Below are 24,117 nucleotides of genomic sequence, written 5' to 3'. Positions count from 1 at the left end.
TTTAACTCCATCTTCCTAAGTAAAAATTTTTGTTATACACAATATCCCCACCTGTGAATGACGTTAATCACAGGGTGTTAATAATTATCCACAATTTAATCACAAGCTGTGGATGAGTATCATTTGATTGTGAGTTATTCACAATATATTTGCGTACATTACATAGTATTCAACCTATGTAGAATAAGGGATTACACCACTTATCCACACAATTATACTTTTTCACAAGGGGTGATGTCAAACGGCTGTGAATATGTTGTTATCATCTTGAGTAACTTGTGCACATAAAAATGTTATCCACAATTCGAGCGACAGGGGATGTGAATAAGTGGACAACTTTTCAACAACGATTATCGAGAATTATGAAAAAACCCACTTGATTTACAGAGATGATTTTGTTATATTGTAGTAGTTGCTTGAAATGTAGACGTTTCATTTTAGTAGAGAAATATCTATTTTGAACTTATTAAAAATGAAATTAACTTAATTTATCTATAATGACGTATTTAGATAATTGAATGAATGAAGATGGAGGTGTTTTGCATGGTAAAACGTACTTATCAACCAAATAAGCGTAAACATAGTAAAGTTCATGGTTTCAGAAAACGCATGAGCACTAAAAACGGCCGTAAAGTATTAGCTCGTCGTCGTCGTAAAGGTCGTAAAGTTTTATCAGCATAAGATCACTGACTCATTCAGTGGTCTTTTTTTTGAGTAAACGACGATTGAATGAGACATGATTGAGCAATTGTGACGAATTAGAAGAGGATCAATGAAAAACGATGAAGTTTGAGTGGTTGTCCTAATCACTATCCCGTTATTTTGGTCATTTTGAAGAAAGACGAGTGATGTACAATGGAAAAAGCATATCGAATAAAAAAAAATGCTGACTTTCAATTGATTTATCGCAAAGGTAAATCTGTAGCCAATCGCCAATTTGTCGTCTATACTTATGAAACTCAGACGTTAACACATTTTAGACTAGGCATCAGCGTCTCAAAAAAGTTAGGTAATGCTGTGACTCGAAATCGAATTAAAAGAAGTATAAGAGAGTGCTTTAAAGTGCACAAAGAAGACATCTTGCCGAAAGATATTATTGTGATCGCAAGGTTTCCTGCGAAGACGATGTCGACAGCTGAAATTCAAAAGAGTTTAGAACATGTTTTAAAAATTGCGAAGGTCTTTAACAAACGAATAAAGTAGGGGAGATTTAGACTTCGGTTTGTGTGACTTCAGACAAACCGAAGTCTAACTTCTAATAACGTATAAAGAAAACTTTAATTAATATACCGTAAATAAAAACATGTGATTCGCAATAGATTGAGAAACATTTTACAATATGAAAAGGAATATTGTGTTAAAGGGAGGTACGTCAATCGTGGAACAACTGGATACGATAACGAGTATATCAACACCAATGGGGGAAGGGGCAATCGGTATTGTCCGTTTATCAGGTTATGATGCGGTCGAGATTGCAGATAAGCTATATAAAGGAAAGCATCTGTTAAAGGATGTCCCGACGCATACGATTAATTATGGTCATATTATTGATCCGGAAACTGAAGAAGTCGTTGAAGAGGTGATGGTGTCAGTATTACGCGCACCACGTACGTTTACACGAGAAGATATCGTGGAGATTAACTGTCATGGTGGTATTCTGACAATCAACCGTGTACTTGAATTAACGATGACATACGGCGCAAGAATGGCTGAACCCGGTGAATATACGAAGCGTGCTTTCTTAAATGGTCGTATCGATTTATCACAGGCTGAAGCGGTCATGGACTTTATCCGTTCTAAGACTGACCGGGCGTCTAAAGTAGCGATGAATCAAATTGAAGGGCGTTTGAGTGACTTAATTAAGCGTCAACGTCAATCGATTTTGGAGATTTTGGCACAAGTCGAAGTGAATATCGATTATCCTGAATATGATGATGTAGAAGACGCGACAACCGAGTTTTTATTAGAGCGTTCACAAGAGATTAAACAAGAAATTCAAAAGTTACTCGATACGGGTGTACAAGGTAAAATTATGCGTGAAGGTTTATCAACAGTCATCGTTGGTAAGCCAAACGTTGGGAAGTCTTCGATGTTGAACAATCTCATTCAAGATAACAAAGCGATTGTGACGGAAGTTGCTGGGACAACGCGTGACGTGCTCGAGGAATATGTCAATGTCCGCGGTGTACCGTTAAGATTGGTTGATACAGCCGGGATTCGTGAGACAGAAGATATTGTCGAACGTATCGGTGTGGAACGTTCGCGTAAAGCTTTAAGTGAAGCGGATTTAATTCTATTCGTTTTAAACTATAACGAACCATTAACGGAAGATGATCGTAAATTATATGAAGTGATTAAAAACGAAGATGCGATTGTCATTATTAATAAAACTGATTTAGAACAACGCTTAGACCTTGCAGAAGTGGAAACAATGGTAGGAGACATGCCAATCATTCAAACTTCGATGCTCCAACAACAAGGGATAGACGAGTTAGAAATACAAATACGTGATTTATTCTTTGGTGGAGAGGTACAAAGCCAAGATATGACGTACGTGTCTAATTCTCGCCACATTTCATTATTAAAGCAAGCTAAAAATGCAATACAGGATGCGATTGATGCTGCAGAAATGGGTGTCCCAATGGATATGGTACAAATCGACTTAACGCGCACATGGGAAATTTTAGGTCAAATTATAGGTGAATCCGCAAGTGAAGAATTGATCGATCAACTGTTTAGTCAATTCTGTCTCGGAAAATAATTATTGGAGGTTAACGAAATGGTAAAATCATTCGACGTGATTGTAGTAGGCGCTGGACATTCCGGTATTGAAGCCGGACTCGCATCAGCGCGACGTGGCGCACATACGCTCATGCTGACAATCAATTTAGATAATATCGCATTTATGCCATGTAACCCATCAGTAGGGGGACCTGCGAAAGGGATTGTCGTACGTGAAATCGATGCGCTCGGTGGACAAATGGCGAAAACAATCGATAAAACACACATTCAAATGCGTATGTTGAACACAGGAAAAGGGCCAGCTGTACGTGCATTACGTGCTCAAGCAGACAAAGTGCTGTATCAACAAGAAATGAAACGTATTTTAGAAGATGAAGATAACTTAGAAGTGATGCAAGGAATGGTAGACGAACTGATTATCGAGGACGGAAAAGTGAAAGGTGTCCGTACGAATATCGGTACAGAATATCGCGCAAAAGCCGTTATTTTAACGACAGGTACATTTTTACGTGGTGAAATCATTCTCGGTAATTTGAAATATTCAAGTGGTCCAAACCATCAATTGCCATCAATCACACTTGCAGATCATTTACGTGAACTTGGATTTGAAGTTGTGCGCTTCAAAACAGGCACACCACCACGTGTGAACGCGAAAACAATTGATTATAGTAAAACCGAGATTCAACCTGGTGATGATGTGGGTCGTGCATTCAGTTATGATACGACAGAATATATTTTAGACCAGCTCCCATGTTGGTTGACGTATACGAATGGCGAAACACACCAAGTGATTGATGATAACTTGCATTTATCCGCGATGTACTCAGGTATGATTAAAGGAACAGGTCCGCGTTATTGCCCATCCATTGAAGATAAATTTGTGCGTTTTAATGATAAGCCAAGACATCAACTTTTCCTTGAACCAGAAGGCCGTAATACAAATGAAGTTTACGTCCAAGGGTTGTCAACAAGCTTACCTGAAGAAGTGCAACGTCAAATATTAGCGACGATTCCAGGTTTAGAAAAAGCAGACATGATGCGTGCAGGTTATGCGATTGAATATGACGCACTCGTCCCAACACAATTATGGCCAACGCTTGAAACGAAAATGATCAAAAATCTTTATACAGCGGGTCAAATTAACGGAACATCAGGCTATGAAGAAGCGGCAGGTCAAGGTTTAATGGCCGGAATTAATGCAGCAGCGCGTGTATTAGGTAAAGAAGAAACGATTTTACGCCGTTCAGACGCGTACATCGGTGTGTTAATTGATGACCTTGTGACAAAAGGAACGAATGAACCGTATCGTTTACTGACATCTCGTGCCGAATACCGTTTGTTATTACGTCATGACAATGCAGATTTACGTTTAACAGACTTAGGTCACGAATTAGGTTTAATTTCTGATGAACGTTACGAAAGATTTAATACGAAGCGTCAACAAATCACTGATGAAATTGCACGTTTAGAACAAATTCGTGTTAAACCGAGCGAACGTGTACAACAAATTATTGAAGAAAAAGGCGGTTCTCGTCTTAAAGATGGTATTTTGGCGAAAGAATTGTTACGTCGTCCAGAAATGACGTATGAAACGATTATTGAGATTTTAGAAGAAGACCATCAATTGCCGGCAGATGTTGAAGAACAAGTTGAAATTCAAACGAAATATGAAGGTTATATCACGAAGTCATTGCAACAAGTAGATAAAGTGAAACGTATGGAACAGAAGAAAATTCCGGAAGACTTGGATTACAGTAAAATCGACAGTCTCGCAACGGAAGCGCGTGAAAAGTTAGCTGAAGTGAAACCGTTAAACATCGCACAAGCGTCACGTATTTCTGGTGTTAATCCGGCCGATATTTCGATCTTATTAGTCTACTTAGAACAAGGCAAAATTCAAAGGGTGAAATAAATGAGCGTAGAATGGTTAGCGACACAATTAAGCGAGCACGGGATCACTTTATCTGAGCATCAAAAGCAACAATTTGAAAAATATTATGAAATGCTTGTAGAATGGAATGAGAAAATTAATTTAACAAGTATTACTGAAAAGCATGAAGTGTATTTGAAACATTTTTATGATTCCATCACGCCGAGCTTTTATCATGATTTCAATCAACCACTCAACTTGTGTGATGTGGGCGCAGGTGCAGGGTTTCCTAGTATTCCATTGAAAATTATCTTTCCAGAAATGCATGTAACCATTGTTGATGCATTGAACAAACGCATTCAGTTTTTAAATCAATTGGCAGAAGCGTTAGAATTGGAAGGTGTCCGATTTGTGCATGATCGTGCAGAAACATTTGCGAAGAATGAAGACTACCGGGCGTCTTTCGATGTAGTCACAGCAAGGGCTGTCGCACGTATGACAGTGTTGAGTGAACTCTGTATTCCGTTAGTGAAAAAGCATGGTGTCTTTCTGGCATTGAAATCTTCAAAAGGTCAAGAAGAGTTGGAAGAAGCACGCTTTGCAGTAGGTGTATTAGGTGGACGCATTGAGCGCGTAGATACGTTTGATTTACCGGAAGATGCAGGTGAACGTCAAATTGTAACGATAGAAAAACGGAGCCAAACGCCTAAAAAATACCCGCGTAAACCGGGAACGCCAAACAAATCACCACTTGTTGGATAAAGCATGGATTATGGAATATTAAAGGGAGAGAATAAACATGAAGAAACCCTTTTCTAAGTTATTTGGTTTAAAAAATAAAGATGACCTACTAACAGTGACAGATGAAGACAAAAAGGGCGTGCAATCGATCAATATTGAAAAAATCGTGCCTAATCGATACCAGCCACGTCAAAAGTTTGATACTGCACGTATTGAAGAATTGGCCGAGTCGATTCGCGCACACGGTTTACTTCAGCCGATTGTTGTGCGTCCGATTGAAGAAAATATGTATGAAATTATTGCAGGTGAACGCCGTTTTCGTGCTTTGCAAATGAATCAAATGACAGAAGCGGAAGTACTCGTGCGTCATTTAGATGATGAGGAAACAGCTGTAGTTGCACTGATTGAAAACATTCAACGTGAAAACTTATCAGCTGTGGAAGAAGCAGAAGCTTACAAAAAATTGCTAGCATTTGAAGGCATTACACAAGCGGAACTGGCTAAAAGTGTTGGAAAGAGTCAAAGTTTCATCGCGAACAAGTTGCGTTTGTTGAAATTAATGCCCGTCGTGTTGGAAGCAGTTCGTGAACATCAGATTACAGAGCGTCATGCCCGTGCGCTCGTTGGCCAAACGCCTGAATTTCAAGAAGAGATGCTCGGCGTTATTTTGAAAGAGCAATTGAATGTGAAACAAACCGAGGAACGTTTGAAGGCAACAGCCGTTAAAGATGATGTGGTGGAAGAGAAAGTCGTGGCGCGTCCTCCTGAATTTGCACAAGACGTCTCTGAAGCCCGTGACATTATTGCGGATAGTTTGATGGAAATCCGTGCTAATGGGATTCGGTATGAACAGAAAGAAAAAGAACATGAGGATTATGTGGAGATTCAAATCCGATTGTATCGTAAGTGATGTTAGACTTAGATGACTTGCACCTTTTCTTTTTGGCTGTCAGAAGTCTTGCACGGTTCTTGCAATCTAGGTGTAGATTCATATTCTAATAATTAAATATCAAACCGTTTGTAAATAGACGTATGTTGAGGGAAGTCTCGGGTACGTCTATTTTTATTTTCTGAGGATGAAAATAGTCTTGTTTGCTAGCTTCCTACTTTTCTAGCTGTATGAAGATTTCGGTCTTAGGGGCTATGACCTTTACCACCAACTTGGATATAGTGGTATTATCTTGTTTGACTAAAGGAGAGGCAACATGACACGCAAAAAAGTTGAACTGATTGCCATATCGGTATTATTGGTGACTATGGTGGTCTATATTTCAATGAGTTTAATCAATTTGAATCAAAAAGAAGTTTATTATGGCCAAGTGACGCACAAAAATGACAGTATCGCTTTGTATTCTGAAAATGACAAGCATACGGCATATTTAAATAAAGATATTGAACAAATGAAAGAGGGCGACTGGATTAAAGTGACGATGACGGATCAAAAAGGGGTTATTTTGAATGTCGAACCTATAGCTGAAAATGAAGTTCCGAAAAAAGTATTAACAACAATAAAAGGTTAGTCATATATCTATGCGTATGATCAAGTGAGCGATGGTGGCTTGGTCGTACGCATTTTTATTTTGAGGAAAATGTCATTTATATTTGACATCCTCCTGAAAATCTCATAATATAAAAGTACAATATATGTGACATTCTGAAAGGGGCATACATGATGAATCGATTGGTGGAATATAGGAAAAAATGTGGGATTTCCCAATTAGAATTGTCTCGAAAAGTAGGGGTCTCCAGACAAACGATTAATTTGATTGAAAATAATAAATACAACCCGTCACTGAAGTTATGCATTAGTATTTGTTTAACATTAGGTGTCACCTTGAATGATATTTTTTGGGAGGACTGATAGGACATGATGGATAACAAAAAGCGCTTCATAAATCGTATGTTAGGTTTCATGCAAGGTCGAGATGAGAGAGAAGAACAATTGATTAATGAAAAAATGACGTACTTATTTTTGAACTCTTTTTGGATACTTTTGTTATTCCTTTTTATTAGTCTTGCTGTTGATGCATATCAAAATACATTGAGCGTCGGAACTGTTTTGATACTCGTTCTAGTATTGTTTAACGCTGTATCTGTTTTAATTACTTTGAAGAAAGCTGATGTATATAAAGAAGTAGTTTATAGCAAAGAAGCATATCACGCTATGTTGAAAAAAGTAAGATTCCAATGCATTTTTGCGAGTGTATTGTTCCTTGTAATCTCGTTGTTAATCAATATATTGTTTGCATTCCTTTCACACCAACGACTCACTTTTTCGGATATCAACTTTTTAGGATGGCTGATCGGAAGCATCTTGTTTGGCGTTTTTTCCTATTATTACGCTAAAAGTAAAATTACTATAGAAAAATAACCATATCAAAAACAGCATGAAAAAAGAGCCTAGGCCCGCGCACCTAAGCTCTTTTTTCATGCGTTATAATGTTTCTTTAGCAGCTAATACGGTGTCTTGCGTTAATTCGTGGCTATTGACCCAATATTCAGTAACGTCTGCACCACGTTCTTTAAAGATACGACGAACGTATTCGCTTGCTTCAACAGGTACCATAGGATCATTTTTACCCATTGAAAGGTAGACAGATTGATCGGATAAGTCAAGGTCTTCGGGGACGTCTAATGGATAAAGTGGTGCAAATAATAAGCCCTTTTTGTACGGCATCGCTTCATTCAACATTAAGCTAATCGCCATGTTTGAGCCGTTTGAGAAGCCTACTAAAACCACTTGATCTAAGTCGAAATGGTATTTGTCTGCTGCACTTTCAAGGAATTCGTGCAATTCAGTTGTTCTAAATTTCAAGTCTTCTACGTCATATTGGCCTTCACCGTGACGTTTAAAGAAGCGGTTCATCCCATTTTCTGAGATATTCCCGCGTACACCTAAAACATTGTAAGAAGGGTCTAACATTTCGGCAACGGGTAAAAGGTCATGCTCGTTACCGCCTGTCCCATGTAATAAGACGAATGTTGGTTTTGAAGAGTCACCTTGTTTAAAAATGTGTTCCATCTCGTGTCACCTCTTTTGTGATTATCTCGGTCTTTCGATTGTAAATGTTTCGCCTAAACGTGCATAGTCATCGCCAGCAAGTCGGCTTACGGGTTTAACATTTTCTACGTCAATATACCCTTTTTCTAGATCAAATAAATCTTCATCTATATAAACCTTTTGAATTTCAAGTAATAACAAATCATTTGTGTTTTCATTGCGAGCATTTTTAATTTCAACGTGTTGATAGAGCTTGACTTCAAATCGGATACTACTTTCATTCAAGCTAGGAACGCTGACCATTTCCGAATCTGTCGTCGTAAATGTCGTATGATCCAATTCGCTTTCATCAGGAGGTAGCAGCGCAGCCGTTTGATTCGCATTCGCAACGTTATCTTCAGTGACGACATGCACGACTGCTTCTTTCGTCGTTAAGATATTGCGCGCAGTGTCTTTCATCTCGCCTTCTTTACGATTGATTGCTACCGACAATAGTGCTGGTTCTGAAGCGACAATATTGAAAAAGCTGAACGGTGCAATATTGAGAAGACCTTCCTCAGACTGACTCGTAATTAATGCGATAGGTCGAGGCACAACAGAACCGATTAAAAATTTATACATTTGCTGTTTTGATAATTCAGATGCGTAAAAAGCGTACATGGTCGCCCTCCATTCTCATATCACTTTTGCACATGAATGCGTGTCTTATTTTGTGCTACGTGTTGTGTCAAATGGGCGTACTTCAGATTCGATGTACGCTCTTTGATCTTCTAAGAATGGTGGTAATGATAATGATTCACCTAAAGTTTCGTATGGCTCGTCACCCATGAATCCTGGACCGTCAGTTGAAAGTTCGATTAAGATGTGACCCACGCGAGTGTAAAGTGCTTTGAAGTAGAAACGGTCTACAATACCAGAGCTTCTTACACCTAATTCATTGTATCTTTCAAACCATTCTTCAATTGCTTTGTCATTTTCTACACGGAATGATACGTGGTGCACTTGACCATAACCTGGACGGCTTTCTTTTGATTCGTCTTTACGTAAGATGACTTGACCACCGTTACCACCTTTACCTACTTCTAAAAGTGTAACGTTTTCTTCTTCTTTGATTGGTTTCATACCATAAAGTTCCATTAATGCTTGTTTGAACTCATCATAGTAGCTGACTGTAATTTCGATTGGACCTAAACCATAAATCGCTTTGTCTTGAGGTACAGGACCATTTTTCCATGCGACACCTGGTTCAACACCTGTATTATTTTCATCTGAGAAGAGTTGATATCTTTGACCATCTTCTTCTTCAAAACGTAATACTTTCGTACCAAATACTGTGTCGATGTCGTCGTGCTTAACACCAAACTCGTCGAAACGCTCTTTGTAGTATTCTAAAGCTGCATCGTTTGGTACGCGGAAACCAGCACGGCTGATTGAGTTTGTACCTGGTGCGCCTTTAGGGTTGTTTGGGAAATCAAAGAATGTCATATCTGTACCAGCGTTACCTTCATCATCAGCGAAGAAAGTGTGGTACGTATAAATGTCATCTTGGTTTACTGTTTTTTTAACAAGTCTCATACCGAGTACATCAGTAAAGAAGTGATAGTTACGTTCTGCGTTATCTGTCATTGCTGTTACGTGGTGAATTCCTTTTAATGGAAATGGTATCATTTAAAAAACCCCTTTTTAATTAATTATCTCTAATTCGAACTAATTGGAAAGTGAAAGAAAAGTACACATCATTGTGCTAATGTTCATGCTGTGTACTTAAAGTCTTTAATGTTTGCTGTAATGTTGCTAATTCTTCATCTGTGAGTATCGAAAAAGCCTGTTCGATTGCTTTCGTATGCTTTGGAAAGATGTTATCCATGAGTTGCTGGCCTTTGTCGGTTAACGAGATATAACTGACACGTCTATCTTTGGTACATTGGCGTCGCTGTAGGTAACCTTTGTTTTCTAAAGAGTTAATGACATAAGTTGTACTGCTACTCGCAATTAAGATGCGTTCTTGAATCCGTTGAATCGTATGTTCACCTTTATTGTATAGTAGTTCAAGTACGGCAAATGCGGTGACACTTAGCCCATATGATTTGACGTCACTACGAATAATGTGATCAATCATGTCATTGGTTCGTTTGATGCCGATTAATGTTTTGAGTGCAGTTTCTGTTCTCTGCAAGTGCCAACACCTCCTTTTTATTTCGAATTCGAGATAATTATAACGTGAATAGAAAGCGTTGTAAAGTATTTGGTTTAAATTTTATACCAAGTAAGCCGAATATTTTGATACCGACTTTGAAAACGCTATACTAATGATGCATGATTCATTATAAAAGGAGGTATCATTATGGCAGAAATTAAAAAAGGTCATAATAAGTATTATGTTGGAGAATCTGAAAGCAATCCAGAAGCACTCATGACATACGTACCGGGAGAAACTCAAATTATTATTGATCATACAGAAGTGGGCGATTCATTAAGAGGGCAAGGCGTAGGGAAACAATTAGTTGAAGCGGCAGTAAAAGATGCACGTGAAAACAACTTCAAAATTTTCGCAACATGTCCATTTGCTAAAGGCGTTTTGGAAAGTACACCTGAATATCAAGATGTATATGGTGCGTAATGGCATCGTGACATCCATGAATATGAGTTGAGAATGAAAAAGGCGAGATGCTTCACAATATGTGAGGACATCTCGTCTTTAGTTTTATTGAGGACTATCCGTGTAGGGGGTTTCTTGAATTTGGTTCGTATTCATTTTTAGTGGTACTAAGAAATGTTGACAGTTTTCCCATGATAAATGGGTTTTGAAAATCTCGAACCCTTGATTGAAAAATGTTGAAAGTGTATCTAGGGTTTCAGGTGTCATCTGTTTCATTTCATAGATTAATTCCGTGAGTTGACGGTCAAAATACGCGTCCGAGATTAAAGGCTGGTCGAATGTAAAGTCTTGGCTAACGAATGGATAAGGTAATACAAAAAACGTTGGCCCTTCGAATCGGTCGTCACCAAACCAGAAGCCGAATTCGATAAAGTGTTCATCAAACGCCGCATACTCAATAACTTGGGAAGGTTCAAACATTTCATGAAAGGCATTGTAGTGCACTAAACATGAGATGTCGAAAGTCCCCCAGAAAAGTCCCGGCTTCATTTTGCGCGCGCGATAAGGTGCAATGAAATATTGCATGGCACGTGTCGCAAATGTCATCAGCTTTAACACTTCACGACTCACTGACTCATCATAATGACAGTGTGTGGTGTCCTCAGAAAATGGTGTCGTATCCTCTACTTCTTGTGGGCGCTCATTAATCGCTACCTCGATACCATGACGATGTAATGCATCCTGAATTTGTTGATAGTAGCTTTGAATCGTCACGCCATCTTTTAAAGGAATCGTCTCTTCGCCATCATTCGTCTCAATTAAAATCATATGTTTCACTAAATTCACACTCACACTATAGGTAGACGATTGATAGAACAGTATGCCTGTAGAAAAGCCTGTCGTTGTAATATCTAACACGACATGTTGCCATTGTGGTTCTTGAAAGGCACTTGCCAACTTATGTTTACCTAGAATTTGTGATAAACGGTGGAGCGTCTCTTTTTCATCTTTCCAATCCGCAAGTTTTAACATGAGGAAAACCTCCAATTTCAATTATTTTTATGTGAAGATTATAATTTCATCATATCAATATCAACACAGAAAAGGTAAACAATTGCATTCTGACATGATCTAAAGGCGCAAATTTTAATAGGGGTGAGTGACGAGCTGTGTAGAACGAAACAAAATGTGAGCGCGGTGAGATAATGACTGAGCATTTTAAATAGGAGATCAGAGCCATCGTTTTCCTGAATATAACAGATGAAATTTGTGACAGTATTGTGAATTTTGAGAATATCAAGTAGAATAAAGAAAACGCTTACATTTTACTTCATAAGGGATATTTTTCAAAAAGGGGGATGCTGTATGATTACGTTTTTAGTGTCTATTGTTTTATTAGTGTTAGGTTATTTTACATATGGGAAGTACATCGAGAAAATGTTTGGACCTCAATACGATCGTCCAACACCTGCACACGATCAACGTGATAATGTGGATTTCGTACCGATGAAAACATCTTCAAATGCCTTAATTCAACTGTTAAATATTGCAGGCGTAGGGCCAATTTTCGGTCCTATATTAGGCGCACTTTATGGACCGGTCGCCTTTTTATGGATAGTGTTGGGATGTATTTTTGCGGGGGCAGTTCATGATTATCTCACAGGTATGATTTCCATTCGTAACCGGGGTGCGCATTTACCGATATTAGCTGGAAAGTTTTTAGGGACAGCGATGAAACATGTCGTTAATCTTTTCACGTTATTGTTATTATTATTGACGGGAACGGTATTTGTGACAAGTCCTGCACTGTTGTTACATCATTTAATGCAAGGCCATGTCGCTTTAGGTGCCATTATATTTGTTATTTTTGTATATTACATTTTATCGACCATCTTGCCTATTGATAAAATTATAGGACGTATTTATCCAGTGTTTGGGGCATTGTTGATGTTGAGCGCAGTGGGGATAGGTTTTCGCTTAATTCAAACTGGAGCACCTATTCCGGAATTAACTTTTGAGAATATGCATCCGGCCCATGCTCCGATTTTTCCGTTGCTATTTTTTACGATTACTTGTGGTGCGTTATCCGGTTTTCATGCCACACAATCGCCCATCATTTCACGTACGACGAATCAAGAGAAAAATGGTCGGCTCATATTTTACGGTATGATGATTGCTGAAGGGATCATTGCGATGATTTGGGCAGCGGCAGCGATGAGTTTATTTGGCAGTTATGGTGGCTTGCAAGCAGTTTTAGCAAAAGGTCAAGCGGCGCTCGTTGTGAGTGAAGCGTCGACGATATTGCTCGGCTCAGTATTTGGCACAATCGCAATTTTAGGAGTGATTGTGTTGCCGATTACGAGTGGAGATACCTCTTTTCGTAGTGCACGTATGATCATTGCAGATTATATTAATTTAGATCAAAAACCATTCAGTAAACGCTTTTTAGTGGCGATACCTTTGTTTGTGTTGAGCTTTGGACTTACACAAGTCGATTTTACAATATTATGGCGCTATTTCTCTTGGGCGAACCAAACAACGGCAGCCGTCGCATTGTGGGTTGGCGCGATGTATTTATTGATTGCGAAAAAGAACTTCTGGGTAGCACTCATTCCGGCTACATTTATGACGTGGAATTTATTCACTTACATTTTAAGCCAGCCGATTGGGTTCGGATTGGACTTGAGTTTAAGTTATGGCTTGGCGGTATGTTGTACAATTGCTTGGGTCGGCTATTTCTTCTATCAATATCGTAAAATCACAGGGGTTCAGACGTTCCAGTTAGATTACCCTGTCAAAACGTGAAATAGCGGCATGGATGACCCATTTAAGACAGCGCGCACTCTAAAAAATAGATTTTGAGGCACAAGTATATCAATAAATAATAAAATCCGAGGTTTTCGTAATAAATTATACAAAAGGCTCGGATTTTCTTTTTTTATATTTGGTAACATTAAGAAAATAGGTCATCTACTGTTGTATCAAATAATTTTGCCAACTTAAACGCTAATGCTAACGTTGGGTCATACTTATTGTTTTCTATTGCATTAATAGTTTGTCGAGATACTTTCAATTTGTTACTCAATGTTTCTTGAGAGAATCCATGTTGTCCTCTATACTTCTAAATTTTGTTTTTCATTTGTGTCTGTTCCCCTTTTTAATGAGGCGTCTAATGAATAGAAATCTAACACAATATGCTCCCTAAAGTTATCCATCTATGACTTTTCAGTATTTAAACAAAATAAATGGCACAGTATTATTTTGTCGCAAAAGTAAAAATAGCTTAATTCAGGTTCAAGTGACTCAGGGTGGTGAATTGTTGAATGGCTTATATCATTGAGCGATTGCTTACAGTTTATGGATGAAATATGCTAAAGTAATCAATAGATAGACATCGATGTATGTATTTTTTTGAGAGTGATTGACAATGATATGTTATTATTGAATAATGTCTAATAGTTTTAATTATATCGTCATAAACCATATAAACAAAGGTATTCAAATAATATGTAATAAGGCACTTCCGAATTCGTATGAGATTGGGAGACCGTTCTTCGATTGTTTAGAATATCGATGTCAAAGACTTAATTATCATTCATCAAATTAGGACATGCGTCAGGTGTGATTTAGCGATATTCAAGGAGATGAAACATATGATAGTAGAAGAGATACAAGGCAACATCGCAAATTTATCTCAAGAGGAAAAGAACGTTCATATTGAAAAGGTGTACTTAGAAAACTCTGACTTAGTGAAACGTATTCAGCGTGTGACGTCAGACCATGGCACTGAAATTGGGATTCGTTTGAGTCAGCCGATTGATTTACAATATGGAGACATTTTATATCGTGATGTAAAAAATATGATTATTATTGATGTGAACTCAGAAGATATTATTGCGATTAAACCACGTACCATTAAAGAAATGGGAGATATCGCACATCAACTAGGAAACCGCCACTTGCCAGCTCAATTTACAGACGATAATGAAATGTTGGTTCAGTATGATTACTTAGTAGAAGATTTATTGAAAGGTCTTGGTATTCCTTATGAACGTGAAGATCGTAAAGTGAACCAAGCCTTTAAACATATAGGACATTCTCATGATTAATCAAGCGCATTTGAAGCTCTTTCAATTTTGTGATTCTCAATTTCCGACAGGTGCGTTTAGTCATTCTTTCGGATTAGAAACGTATATTCAACGTGGGGATATTCATGATGGTGCTTCATTTCAAGCATGGTTAGAAGTGTTTTTGAAGGAGCAGTTAACGTATACAGATGGTTTGGCGATGCGTCTTGTGTATGAAGCCATCGAAGCGAATGATACGGCAGCCATCGAACGACTCGATCAATTGTTGTTCGTGCAAAATATTCCGCGAGAAACGAGAAATGGGACGAAGCAAATGGGTAAGCGGATGATTCAGCTCGCGCGTACGATTTACCATGAAGACAAATGGTTGGACTGGTACGGTGAAAAGGCCGCAGCATATGAGTTGCATACCCATCCGGCAGTGGTGTTTACATTGCTGGGCCATCATTTAGGAATTGAAATTGAAAAAATTATTGATTATTACTACTACCAAAATGTTTCAAGCTTAACGCAAAATGCTGTGCGTGCGATACCGTTAGGGCAAACAGAAGGGCAAACGATTGTAGCTGACATGATTCCATTTATTACGACAACACGTGAGGGCGTGATGCAATTGGATGAAGCGGATTTTGGTTTGACCGTACCAGGTATCGAGATGAATCAGTTGGAACATGAAAATGTAGATGTACGTATTTTTATTTCATAGGAGGAATGAAACATGAAACCGATTAAAATTGGTGTAGGTGGACCTGTTGGCGCAGGGAAAACACAACTGATTGAAAAACTTGTTAAACGTCTATCTGAGGAGAAAAGTATCGGCGTTATTACAAATGATATTTATACAAAAGAAGACCAAAAAATCTTAGTTAACTCAGGCGTATTGCCAGAAGACCGTATTATCGGTGTGGAAACAGGGGGCTGCCCACATACAGCGATTCGTGAAGATGCTTCCATGAACTTCGCGGCGATTGATGAACTCATGGAACGTCATTCAGATATTGAGCTGATTTTCATTGAGTCAGGTGGCGACAACTTAGCAGCAACATTTAGTCCGGAACTGGTTGATTTTTCAATTTATATTATTGACGTTGCGCAAGGTGAGAAGATTCCGCGTAAAGGTGGTCAAGGAATGATTAAATCCGACTACTTTGTGATCAACAAAACCGATTTAGCGCAATATGTAGGGGCTTCATTAGAACGTATGGCTGAAGATACAGAGAAATTCCGTAAAAATCGTCCGTTCGCATTTACCAACTTAAAAACGGATGAAGGTTTAGATGATGTGTTAAATTGGATTAAAAAGGACGTCTTTTTTGAAGGATTAGAATAATGGCAATTTCTAAATGGACAGGTGAGTTAGATTTAACCTTTAAACATGACGGTAGACGTACCGTAAATGGGAAAACGTATTTCCAAGGTGGGCTTAAAGTCATTCGGCCCACTTATTTAAATGGAAGTCCTCATCCGACGATGTTTTTGATTAACTTAGGCGGTGGGTTCGTTGATGGTGACCGTTACCGCATGGCTGTCCACTTTGAGCCACGTACGCATGCGATTTTAACGACTCAAGGTGCGACAATTGTTTTTAAAACATTGGAAGATAAAGTCGAGCAGTACCAAACGTTTCAACTCGATGACGAATCGTTTATGGAATTCATCAGTGATCCGATTATTGGTTATTCAGAGGCGAAATTTTATCAAGCCAATCAATTCCATTTGAGTCCGACTGCTTCGATGTTTTATACCGATATTTTAACGCCAGGTTATGATAAAGAAGGACGCCAATTTAATTATCATTATTTACACCTCAAAAACGAAATTTATGTGGATGAAAAACTCGTCGTATTTGATAATTTGAAGTTAGATACGCAGAAAAATAAAGTGACGCATATGGGCTATATGGAAGGCTTCACACATATGGCTTCTTGTTTTTACATTAGCCCAGGTGTCAATCAGAAAGTCGTTGAAGCGGTACAAGAAGTGGTGACACCTTATATCGATGAACATTGCCGTGTCGGTGTGACATTGCTGCCAACGCACGGTTTAACATTTCGTATTTTAGCGTATTCTACAGACGTCATTCAACGGGTTATTCACGCCGTACATCAATTTGTTATGGAAAATTATCATGAAGAAGACGCACAATTTTTAAGAAAATATTAAAGTAACGGAATACATCACATCAAAAGCTTCTTTTCCTGAATTTAAATGGGAAGAGAAGCTTTTTTATTTAGGGAAGTCTTGGGGGAGTCTTAAAATGAATAGTGATAAAACGATTAGGGAGACACTCATAGCTTATGATAGAATTAAAAAGGTTACATAAGCTTTAAACTTTCTCGTGTTGTTGAAAATAAAAATGTATGGAGGAACTTTTAGTGATTACGAAACTTGAAATGCATATTATGATAGGGCTCATCATTGGTGCGATATTACTTTTTTCAATATCATCTGTTTCACCCAATCAAAATTTCAGCTTGTTTCTATTTTTAGTTATCTTAGCCGTTTTAAATATAGTTTACTTATGCATTGCCAGTATATACGTATGGAAAGATTACAAGAATAAGCAGTAAATAAGGTCGAAATTACTTCTGTCATTTTGGGGTTGAGGCATAAAATTTTTGATGCTATTGTTGCAGTAGTTTGTTTTACTTGCCCTATTCCTAAGATGAATGTTTTTGGATTGCCCTCATGGCTTCGCGTTTTTACTGTTTTACAATTGTTTTTTAGTATTTTGGCATCACTGAACTACGCCTAGCTGATTTTAAAATTTTTTCTAGGTGTTATACTGAATATGTAGGAGAATTTTGAGTTGTTTAGTCATAACGAGTACGACTAACGCAGAAATTTCCTGTGTATATAACGCAAGATGTGCATAGTATAGTTTCATAATTGTAAGTACATATAGCTTTTATAACGCAATGTAGAAAATATGGAACCATTGTACTTTAAATCGCTCAAAGCATATAAGAGATATGAATCCCCTCTATAGATTTAACGTTTATAAAATCCCCCCTATATTTTATAGAGGGGGTTAAATTATTTAACAATAATCACGGGTATTTGCGCACGTTTAGCGACTTTATGGCTAACACTGCCAAGCACCAATTCTTGCAAACTATTCAAACCACGTGTTCCCAAAATAATAGCTTGATAATGTCCGCTATTTGCAACTTCAACTACTTTGTCTGTTGGGATGCCATGGACAAATTTAACTTCGTGATTGACATGATGTTCTACAAATAATTTTTTTATGAAATGGAGCTTTTTTTCTCTTTCTTGTGTTAAACTAGCACCTTGTTGTCCATGTAAAACATCTGTTTTTGACTCATCAACGTCTATAACTGTAAGAATTGTAACCATCGTATGTTCATCTACAAAGTTCAGCGCCTCTTGAGCGGCACGTTCGCTATTTTCTGAACCATCTGCAGCGAGTAAAATGGATTGATACATAAAAACCCTCCTTAATTTAAATGATTTTCGTTTAATTGGCTTAATTCTGAAACGATTTTTCGACTATCTGTGTTTAATTTTTCAACATAGACAATGTTATTTTTCTCTTCAAGTTTTCTAACTATCGTATCAATAGCATCTACTGCTGAATCATCCCATAAATGCGCATGGGCAAAATTCAACACTATAGTACTATTTTCGATATTAAAATTCATTTGTTCCATCATAGAATCAATGGAAACAAAGAACATTTGACCTTTAAAAGAGAAATGATGTTGCTTATCTATTTTTTCATGAATAACTTCAACTTTTGAAATTTTAGTGGCAAAGAATAGTGCACTGAAGACGACCCCTACGATGACACCAATAGCTAAATTATGTGTCATTAACACGATAATGACCGTTAAAATCATAACCAGTGCATCTGTTTTGGGTGCTTTTCTAATATACTTAAATGAGTTCCAGTCAACAGTTCCAATAGAAACCATAACCATAATGCCCGCAAGAATCGGCATAGGTATTTGAACGACGACGCCACCAAGAACAATGATCATAAATATAAGAACAATACCTGCTGTAAATGTAGACAACCTACTATTTGCACCTGATTTAACATTAATCACTGATTGTCCGATCATGGCACAGCCTCCCATACCACCAAAGAAACCAGTAATAATATTGGCAATACCTTGTCCTCGTGATTCTTTATTTTTACTACTATAGGTATCTGTCGCATCATCTACAATTTTAGCTGTCAGTAGACTTTCTACTAAACCTACAATAGCCATTGATAATGAATATGGGAAAATAATTTGCAATGTTTCTAAATGATACGGAACGTTAGGTATTAAAAAGTGAGGTAAAGTTTGTTTAATATTTCCTAAATCTCCTACAGTTCGTATATCAGCGCCTGTATACATATAAAGCGCAGTTAAAATGATTATCGCTATTAATGGGGCAGGAATAGCTTTAAAGAATCTTGGAATGACATATACAATAAATAAAGTGATTATTACATATATATAGGTCGATATAGATATGCCAAAAATATGTTCTATTTGAGACATGAAAATTAGAATACCTAATGCATTAACAAATCCAATCATTACAGATCTTGGAATAAATTTCATTAAACGGCCAACTTTAAGAATACCTAATAATAATTGGATGAAGCCCATTAAAATGGTCGCAGCAAAAAGGTATTCGACACCATGTTCCTTAACTAAAGGGGTGACCAAAAGAGCAACAGCACCGGTAGCACCAGAAATCATTGCAGGCCTCCCGCCAACTATCGCTGTTACAGTAGCAATAATAAATGCTGCATACAAGCCTATCATGGGATCTACACCAGCAATAATTGAAAAAGCAATAGCTTCAGGGATTAATGCTAATGCGACAACAATACCAGCAAGTATATTTTTTCCAGGCTGGTCAAGCCATTCAGCCTTTAATTTCTGAACCATCATTTCATCTCCTTTACTTTAATCATATTGTAAAGTATAACAGAAAAGTTTCATATGTATACCCCTTAATGAGACTGTATGTTACAATTTCTTACAAGGTGGTGTATTAAAATGAAATATGGTTATATTAGACCTGTGACGATCAATGACAGTATCAATGAACAAATAAAGAAAATAGAAACGTACACAAATCATATTATTGAAGAAATGCATGCTAATAATAAAAAAAGAGAAGAACTAGACGTTTTGCTAAATTTAAAACTCACTTCTAATGATATTTTGTATATTACAGATTTATGTATCATTGCAGATTCTACAAAACATTTATTAGATATATTGGATACACTTTCTCAAAAAGGAACTTCTCTATATGTAATTAATTTGAATAAAAATATTATAAAAGATGACAAAAGTTCCTTTATAAAGACATTGCATGATATTGCAGATTTTCAAAGTGATATTGTGAAATTTAGAACACGTATGGGGTTAGAAAATTATACAAGAGAAGGTAAAAGTCTTGGCAGACCGAAGCGTGATGATAAAAATTTAAGAGATGCAATAGAAATGTATATGAGTAAAAAATACACTTTAGATGAAATAAAGGAAAAAACAAACATAAGTCGAGCCACGTTATACAGACATTTAGATCAATAATCCCCCTTAATTTATCATAAAGGGGGAGGTAGATTATAAGCATTTTAATTGTTTTTTATTAATAAAATAGGACGCCTAAGATTATACCTACCAATACAATAGCCCAAGAAGGCATTTTGAAATACATTAACAATACGAACAATAAGCTGGCTAAAGCAAAATCTAATTCTGATTGAATCGTTGAAGTCCAAATCGGGTTATAAAAAGCGGCAATAAGAATGCCGACGACACCTGCACTTATCCCTTTTAAAAAACCTTCAGCATAAATATTAGATTTAATATTATCCCAGAATGGAAGAATTCCAAATAACAAAAGAAATGCTGGTAGGAAAATAGCAATCGTAGCCAATATCGCTCCTCCAATGCTCTCTATAGACATCCCAATATATGAAGCAAATGTAAATAGAGGTCCGGGGACAGCTTGAGCAGCAGCATAACCCGTTATGAAGTTATCGGGCGATATTAATCCTGATGGTACAAACTCATTCTTCAATAAAGGTAAGACCACATGTCCTCCCCCAAAAACTAATGAACCTGATCTATAAAAGCTATCAAACATTTTTAGCCATAGATGATTTGTCATAGAACTCGCTATAGGTAAGACGGTTAATAGTAAAAAGAATAATGATAATGAAACAAAACCTAAGCTTTTAGGTAACGTAAATAATTTGTTTTTAATTTTAGTTCTATTTGTTGAATTTTGTTTTAAAAAGACGAGGCCATATACGCCGGTTATTGATAGTCCAATGACTTGTATATAAATGTTATTGATTACTAATGATAATATGAGAACGAACAATGCCAATGCAACAGTGGTTTTGGTATCTGCTAATTTTTTACCCATTCCGATAATAGCTTGAGCTACAATAGCAACAGCTACGAGTTTTAAACCTTGCATCCAAGTAAAACTTGTATCACTATTTGTAAATAGCGTCGAAAAAATCATGAGTATGATTACAGAAGGGAGCGTAAATCCGATAAATGAGATTATACCGCCCCAGACGCCACCTCTTATCGTTCCTATCCCAATACCTACTTGGCTACTTGCAGGACCGGGTAAAAACTGGCATAGTGCCACCAGATCAGAATACTCTTTTTCATCAAGCCACTTTCTTTTTTTTACATATTCATCATAAAAATAGCCTAAATGGGCAGTAGGTCCACCGAATGATATTAAACCAAGCTTTAATGCTACAACAAATATATTTATATATTTATACATAAAAACCCCCTTTTATTTCGATGTTAATTCTTTGCTTGACTATTGAATTCTTTAATTCTTTTGCCGATTTCATCTCTGACGCGTTGGAATTCTGACCACGCTTTACCTGCTGGATCATCAAATCCCCAGTGTTCTTTTTTTACGTTCGGTGGTAGTATAGGACAATGATTGTCTGCATCGCTACATAATGTCACGACCAAATCGGATTGTTTTAAAATATCATTATCAATCAAGTCTGATGTATGGCTTGATATATCAATATCTACTTCTTTCATAGCTTCTATTGCTTTAGGATTAACACCATGAGTTTCAATACCAGCAGAATAGACGTTCCAATCTGCACCCAATAATGTTTTGCCCCAACCTTCAGCCATTTGGCTACGACAAGAGTTGCCTGTACATATAAAATAAATTGTTTTCCTATCCATAATTAAAGCCTCTTTTCTTAAAATATGATGAGTGTAAGGTATAAACCTAAGAGTGTAACAAATAGCACTGGAATAGTCATGATAATTCCAGTTTTAAAGTATGTTCCCCATGAGATCTTCACACCTTTTTGTGTTAAGACATGTAGCCACAATAATGTCGCTAAAGAACCAATTGGCGTAATTTTAGGTCCTAAATCTGAACCTATAACATTTGCATAAACCATACCTTCTTTTAATATGCCGGTAGCGTTGGATTGACCAATTGCTATAGCATCTATTAAAACTGTAGGCATATTATTCATAATTGATGATAAAAAGGCTGATATAAAGCCCATACCCATAACACTGCTGAATAATCCATGACTTGAAATATTGGATAATACATCAGCTAAAATTGTTGTGATTCCTACGTTTTTCAAACCAAATACAACTAAGTACATACCAATAGAAAATAGAACGATATTCCATGGTGCGCCTTTAATGACTTGTTTTGTTTGAACTGCTTTAGATTTACGAGCGAATAGTACAAAGATAATAGCAATAATACCTGAAATCATTGATACTGGGATTTGAATTAACTCACTAACTAGATACCCCACGAGTAGTGTTGCTAATACAATCCATGAAATTTTAAATAATTTAGGGTCTTTAATTGCATTTTTAGGATCTGAAAGCGTTTCTGTATCGAATGTTTTAGGTATAGATTTTCTGAAATATAACCATAAAATAAAAATACTAGCAATAAGAGAGAATATATTAGGAATAATCATGCGACTAAAATATTCAATAAACCCAATATCGAAGTAATCTGCAGAAACAATGTTAACTAAGTTACTTACAATTAAGGGTAAGGATGTAGTATCTGCAATAAAACCACTGGCAATAATAAAGGGGAAAATCGATTTTGGATTAAACCCTAGATTCCTTACCATAGCTAATACAATAGGCGTTAAGATTAAAGCTGCACCATCATTTGCGAAAAATGCTGCGACAATTGCCCCAAGTAGCATGATTAAAACAAACATTTTTAATCCGTTACCGTTTGAAGCCTTAACCATATATATCGCAGACCATTCAAAAAAACCAATTTCATCTAATATTAATGAAATCAGAATAACAGCTACAAAGGTTAAAGTAGCGTTCCAAACAATACCCGTGACTTCTAATACATCGGAAAAACTTACGACTCCTGTAATGATAGCAACGATAGCGCCAATTAAAGCTGTAATCCCAATATCTAAACCTTTAGGCTGCCATATCACAAAGGTCAAAGTTAAAAGAAAAATCACAATTGCTAAGGTAATCATCAACATTCACCTGATTTCACATCTCTACATATACAGCGTTGATTAGATGTATTAATGACGAGTAAATTTTGATTGATATCATCTAAAATAGAATGATTAAGTCGATACATGTGTTTGTTGCCGTCTTTTCTTGCAATAACTAACTTGTTACCTACTAATGATTTCATATGATGGCTTAACGTAGGTTGTGAGAATTGAAAATGTTTCAGTAAGTCGCAAGCACATAACTCGCCACAAGAAAGTAAATCTAGTATTTCCAACCTACTTGGATCTGATAAAACCTTTAATATTGCTGATATTTCTTGATAAGACATGAATATACCTCCTATGCTCAACATATATTAACATCTATATAGATTACTGTCTATGTTATTTCGTTTACTGCTTTTAAGTTTGGGATGTAATACCTACTTCTTTAGTTATAAATTATTTATATTTTTAGTTATCTTAGCCATTTTAAATAGAGTTTACTGATGCATTTCCAGTATATGTGTATGGATAGATTACAAAAATCAGCAGTAAAAATGTGGTTTTCATGTATTAGCGAATCGA

The 24,117-nt window shown here is 36.8% G+C and carries 27 protein-coding genes and 1 pseudogene; 16 read left to right on the top strand and 12 right to left on the bottom strand.

Annotation, left to right across the window (positions count from 1 at the left end):
• Window positions 1–543 precede the first annotated feature (543 nt).
• The 9 genes from rpmH (at window position 544) to EL101_RS13125 (ending at window position 7,724) form a co-directional block, all read left to right on the top strand.
• The gene (rpmH, locus tag EL101_RS13165; protein ID WP_000240855.1) at window positions 544–681 is read left to right on the top strand and encodes a 50S ribosomal protein L34; all 138 of its coding nucleotides are present in this window, start codon (window positions 544–546) and stop codon (window positions 679–681) included.
• A gap of 174 nt (window positions 682–855) precedes the next feature.
• Entirely contained in the window at window positions 856–1,203 is a 348-nt protein-coding gene (gene rnpA / locus EL101_RS13160) for a ribonuclease P protein component (protein WP_015728500.1), read from the top strand.
• Window positions 1,204–1,417: 214 nt separating this feature from the next.
• Window positions 1,418–2,761 carry a tRNA uridine-5-carboxymethylaminomethyl(34) synthesis GTPase MnmE gene (gene mnmE, locus EL101_RS13155; protein WP_241523317.1) on the top strand — a complete coding sequence of 448 codons (1,344 nt, stop codon included), beginning with the start codon at window positions 1,418–1,420 and terminating at the stop codon, window positions 2,759–2,761.
• Window positions 2,762–2,779: 18 nt separating this feature from the next.
• Complete coding sequence (mnmG, locus tag EL101_RS13150) at window positions 2,780–4,654, top strand: tRNA uridine-5-carboxymethylaminomethyl(34) synthesis enzyme MnmG (protein WP_096595911.1); 1,875 nt, start codon at window positions 2,780–2,782, stop codon at window positions 4,652–4,654.
• Complete coding sequence (gene rsmG, locus EL101_RS13145) at window positions 4,655–5,374, top strand: 16S rRNA (guanine(527)-N(7))-methyltransferase RsmG (protein ID WP_096595910.1); 720 nt, start codon at window positions 4,655–4,657, stop codon at window positions 5,372–5,374.
• Between the two features lie 37 nt (window positions 5,375–5,411).
• The gene (locus EL101_RS13140) at window positions 5,412–6,263 is read left to right on the top strand and encodes a ParB/RepB/Spo0J family partition protein (RefSeq protein ID WP_096595909.1); all 852 of its coding nucleotides are present in this window, start codon (window positions 5,412–5,414) and stop codon (window positions 6,261–6,263) included.
• A 295-nt stretch (window positions 6,264–6,558) separates the two neighbouring features.
• On the top strand, window positions 6,559–6,873 hold the full coding sequence (locus EL101_RS13135) for a hypothetical protein (RefSeq protein ID WP_096595908.1): 315 nt from the start codon (window positions 6,559–6,561) through the stop codon (window positions 6,871–6,873).
• Window positions 6,874–7,025: 152 nt separating this feature from the next.
• On the top strand, window positions 7,026–7,214 hold the full coding sequence (locus tag EL101_RS13130) for a helix-turn-helix transcriptional regulator (RefSeq protein ID WP_080552883.1): 189 nt from the start codon (window positions 7,026–7,028) through the stop codon (window positions 7,212–7,214).
• Between the two features lie 6 nt (window positions 7,215–7,220).
• Entirely contained in the window at window positions 7,221–7,724 is a 504-nt protein-coding gene (locus EL101_RS13125) for a hypothetical protein (RefSeq protein WP_096595907.1), read from the top strand.
• 63 nt (window positions 7,725–7,787) lie between these two features.
• Here the strand turns inward: EL101_RS13125 and mhqD are convergent, their stop codons facing one another.
• The 4 genes from mhqD to EL101_RS13105 all read right to left on the bottom strand — a co-directional run bounded on the left by mhqD (window position 7,788) and on the right by EL101_RS13105 (window position 10,530).
• Entirely contained in the window at window positions 7,788–8,375 is a 588-nt protein-coding gene (mhqD, locus tag EL101_RS13120; protein ID WP_096595906.1) for a methylhydroquinone degradation carboxylesterase MhqD, read from the bottom strand.
• Window positions 8,376–8,396: 21 nt separating this feature from the next.
• Entirely contained in the window at window positions 8,397–9,014 is a 618-nt protein-coding gene (locus tag EL101_RS13115; RefSeq protein ID WP_096595905.1) for a flavin reductase family protein, read from the bottom strand.
• Window positions 9,015–9,059: 45 nt separating this feature from the next.
• On the bottom strand, window positions 9,060–10,022 hold the full coding sequence (locus EL101_RS13110) for a ring-cleaving dioxygenase (protein ID WP_096595904.1): 963 nt from the start codon (window positions 10,020–10,022) through the stop codon (window positions 9,060–9,062).
• Between the two features lie 76 nt (window positions 10,023–10,098).
• Complete coding sequence (locus EL101_RS13105) at window positions 10,099–10,530, bottom strand: MarR family winged helix-turn-helix transcriptional regulator (protein WP_096595903.1); 432 nt, start codon at window positions 10,528–10,530, stop codon at window positions 10,099–10,101.
• Between the two features lie 168 nt (window positions 10,531–10,698).
• Between EL101_RS13105 and EL101_RS13100 the strand changes: the two genes are divergently transcribed.
• Window positions 10,699–10,974 carry a GNAT family N-acetyltransferase gene (locus tag EL101_RS13100; RefSeq protein ID WP_096539763.1) on the top strand — a complete coding sequence of 92 codons (276 nt, stop codon included), beginning with the start codon at window positions 10,699–10,701 and terminating at the stop codon, window positions 10,972–10,974.
• A gap of 84 nt (window positions 10,975–11,058) precedes the next feature.
• Here EL101_RS13100 and EL101_RS13095 read toward each other — a convergent pair whose 3' ends face one another.
• Window positions 11,059–11,985, bottom strand: a complete 927-nt coding sequence (locus EL101_RS13095; RefSeq protein WP_096595902.1) for a DUF5996 family protein — start codon at window positions 11,983–11,985, stop codon at window positions 11,059–11,061.
• Window positions 11,986–12,318: 333 nt separating this feature from the next.
• Between EL101_RS13095 and EL101_RS13090 the strand changes: the two genes are divergently transcribed.
• Window positions 12,319–13,758 (top strand): carbon starvation CstA family protein, encoded by a 1,440-nt coding sequence (locus EL101_RS13090; RefSeq protein WP_096595901.1) that lies wholly within the window; start codon window positions 12,319–12,321, stop codon window positions 13,756–13,758.
• A gap of 148 nt (window positions 13,759–13,906) precedes the next feature.
• Here EL101_RS13090 and EL101_RS13085 read toward each other — a convergent pair.
• A pseudogene (locus tag EL101_RS13085) lies at window positions 13,907–14,092 on the bottom strand (helix-turn-helix transcriptional regulator).
• Window positions 14,093–14,606: 514 nt separating this feature from the next.
• Between EL101_RS13085 and ureE the strand changes: the two are divergent.
• The 4 genes from ureE to EL101_RS13065 are packed head-to-tail and all read left to right on the top strand — an operon-like array spanning window position 14,607 to window position 17,204.
• The gene (gene ureE, locus EL101_RS13080) at window positions 14,607–15,062 is read left to right on the top strand and encodes an urease accessory protein UreE (RefSeq protein ID WP_096595900.1); all 456 of its coding nucleotides are present in this window, start codon (window positions 14,607–14,609) and stop codon (window positions 15,060–15,062) included.
• A complete protein-coding gene (locus tag EL101_RS13075; protein ID WP_096595899.1) occupies window positions 15,055–15,747 on the top strand; it encodes an urease accessory protein UreF in 693 nt (230 codons plus the stop codon). The genes ureE and EL101_RS13075 overlap by 8 nt, the downstream gene beginning before the upstream one ends.
• Before the next feature lie 12 nt (window positions 15,748–15,759).
• A complete protein-coding gene (gene ureG / locus EL101_RS13070; protein ID WP_019166031.1) occupies window positions 15,760–16,371 on the top strand; it encodes an urease accessory protein UreG in 612 nt (203 codons plus the stop codon).
• The gene (locus tag EL101_RS13065) at window positions 16,371–17,204 is read left to right on the top strand and encodes an urease accessory protein UreD (protein ID WP_019166030.1); all 834 of its coding nucleotides are present in this window, start codon (window positions 16,371–16,373) and stop codon (window positions 17,202–17,204) included. The genes ureG and EL101_RS13065 overlap by 1 nt, the downstream gene beginning before the upstream one ends.
• Window positions 17,205–18,077: 873 nt before the next feature.
• Here EL101_RS13065 and EL101_RS13060 read toward each other — a convergent pair.
• Both EL101_RS13060 and EL101_RS13055 read right to left on the bottom strand, forming a co-directional pair.
• Entirely contained in the window at window positions 18,078–18,491 is a 414-nt protein-coding gene (locus tag EL101_RS13060; RefSeq protein WP_096595897.1) for a universal stress protein, read from the bottom strand.
• Window positions 18,492–18,502: 11 nt separating this feature from the next.
• Window positions 18,503–19,954, bottom strand: a complete 1,452-nt coding sequence (locus EL101_RS13055; RefSeq protein WP_096595896.1) for a SulP family inorganic anion transporter — start codon at window positions 19,952–19,954, stop codon at window positions 18,503–18,505.
• A 111-nt stretch (window positions 19,955–20,065) separates the two neighbouring features.
• Here EL101_RS13055 and EL101_RS13050 point away from each other — a divergent pair, with 111 nt between their 5' ends.
• A complete protein-coding gene (locus tag EL101_RS13050) occupies window positions 20,066–20,608 on the top strand; it encodes a recombinase family protein (protein WP_096595895.1) in 543 nt (180 codons plus the stop codon).
• A gap of 58 nt (window positions 20,609–20,666) precedes the next feature.
• Here the strand turns inward: EL101_RS13050 and chrA are convergent, their stop codons facing one another.
• From chrA to EL101_RS13030, 4 genes are read right to left on the bottom strand one after another with little or no spacing between them, the layout of a single operon-like run.
• On the bottom strand, window positions 20,667–21,830 hold the full coding sequence (gene chrA / locus EL101_RS13045; protein ID WP_096595894.1) for a chromate efflux transporter: 1,164 nt from the start codon (window positions 21,828–21,830) through the stop codon (window positions 20,667–20,669).
• A gap of 23 nt (window positions 21,831–21,853) precedes the next feature.
• Complete coding sequence (gene arsC, locus EL101_RS13040; protein ID WP_096595893.1) at window positions 21,854–22,258, bottom strand: arsenate reductase (thioredoxin); 405 nt, start codon at window positions 22,256–22,258, stop codon at window positions 21,854–21,856.
• A 17-nt stretch (window positions 22,259–22,275) separates the two neighbouring features.
• Window positions 22,276–23,568: an arsenite efflux transporter membrane subunit ArsB gene (gene arsB, locus EL101_RS13035; RefSeq protein ID WP_164715599.1), complete on the bottom strand. Its 1,293-nt coding sequence runs from the start codon at window positions 23,566–23,568 to the stop codon at window positions 22,276–22,278.
• Window positions 23,565–23,879, bottom strand: coding sequence for an ArsR/SmtB family transcription factor (locus tag EL101_RS13030; protein ID WP_096595891.1), 315 nt, complete (start codon window positions 23,877–23,879; stop codon window positions 23,565–23,567). The genes arsB and EL101_RS13030 overlap by 4 nt, the downstream gene beginning before the upstream one ends.
• Between the last annotated feature and the right edge of the window lie 238 nt (window positions 23,880–24,117).

This window comes from Staphylococcus delphini (assembly GCF_900636325.1).
GTDB classification, from domain to species: Bacteria; Bacillota; Bacilli; order Staphylococcales; family Staphylococcaceae; genus Staphylococcus; species Staphylococcus delphini.
This window is presented reverse-complemented; position numbering and strand designations above follow the sequence as displayed.